At 41.5% G+C, this 1043-nt stretch carries 1 protein-coding gene and 2 rRNA genes; all 3 read right to left on the reverse strand.

Annotated elements, in window-relative coordinates:
• On the reverse strand, positions 1–196 hold a 196-nt coding region (locus BCG07_RS00280), incomplete at its 3' end, for a transposase (protein WP_138922260.1).
• Positions 197–593: 397 nt separating this feature from the next.
• Positions 594–708, reverse strand: a 5S ribosomal RNA gene (rrf, locus tag BCG07_RS00285).
• A 142-nt stretch (positions 709–850) separates the two neighbouring features.
• Positions 851–1043 (reverse strand): 23S ribosomal RNA (locus BCG07_RS00290); the annotation flags it as partial.

A 1043-nucleotide genomic window follows, 5' to 3' on the forward strand; every position in this document is an offset into this window, starting at 1 on the left:
GCGTATTAGAAGAGGGTTTAGACGGTTGAGCTTGAGATTTCTTGACCCATGCTCTAAGTGTTTCTGGGGTACATCCCAGTTTATCTGAAATCGATACTAGCGCAGCCCAAAGAGAAGGGTATTCATGCTGTTGTGTGGTAACAAGCCTAATTGCACGTTCACGAAATTCTGATGTATAGCGATTTGATTTTTTCATAGTTCCAGTTTCTCAAGTTATTGAGTCTCTGGCAAACACGGGGCGATTCAGATAATTAAAATAGCCTAGGCGACCATTCAATTATTATGTAAGCATGTACTAAAAGTTCGGTATAGTTTGGCCATTTACTAAATCCCAGACAGAAAGAAACCCGTCACATTGCTGCAACGGATTTCTCTTATTTGAGGCTTGGTAATGTCATGGTGCCCACAGCGGTGAAGAGTCACAGTGAAATGTTATCTAACATAGGCCAGTGTATTGAATAACCAAAACACTGTTCACAAAGAGACGCTTTGCTCAGGAGACGCTACGCTTTAGAGAAGAAAATGTTAAATATTACTTTTCTGTGGACGTAAAAAAGCCGCTTCATTTCTGAAGCGGCTTTCTACAATTTGAAGCCTGGTAATGTCCTACTTTCACATAGCAAATGCTACACTATCATCGGCGCTGTTTCGTTTCACTACTGAGTTCGGCATGGAGTCAGGTGGGTCCAAAACGCTATTGTCACCAAGCAAATTTGGGCGTTAATCCGTATTCCTACGCACTAACTGAATTTGGAAAATATCTGATAATATTTTTTAAGTTTCTAAGTAACTATCTACTTTAGTCATTAACTTCTGTCTTAACTGTCACACAAAACGCGTTTGGCGTTGTATGGTTAAGCCTCACGGGTAATTAGTACAAGTTAGCTTAATGGCTCACACCACTTCCACATCTTGCCTATCAACGTTGTAGTCTTCAACGGCCCTTCAGAGACTTTAAAAGTCTAGTGAGAACTCATCTCGAGGCCTGCTTCGCGCTTAGATGCTTTCAGCGCTTATCAGTTCCGAACGTAGCTACCGGGCAA

The sequence above is a fragment of the Pseudoalteromonas sp. ESRF-bin5 genome, assembly GCF_002632075.1.
Taxonomy (GTDB): domain Bacteria; phylum Pseudomonadota; class Gammaproteobacteria; order Enterobacterales; family Alteromonadaceae; genus Pseudoalteromonas; species Pseudoalteromonas marina.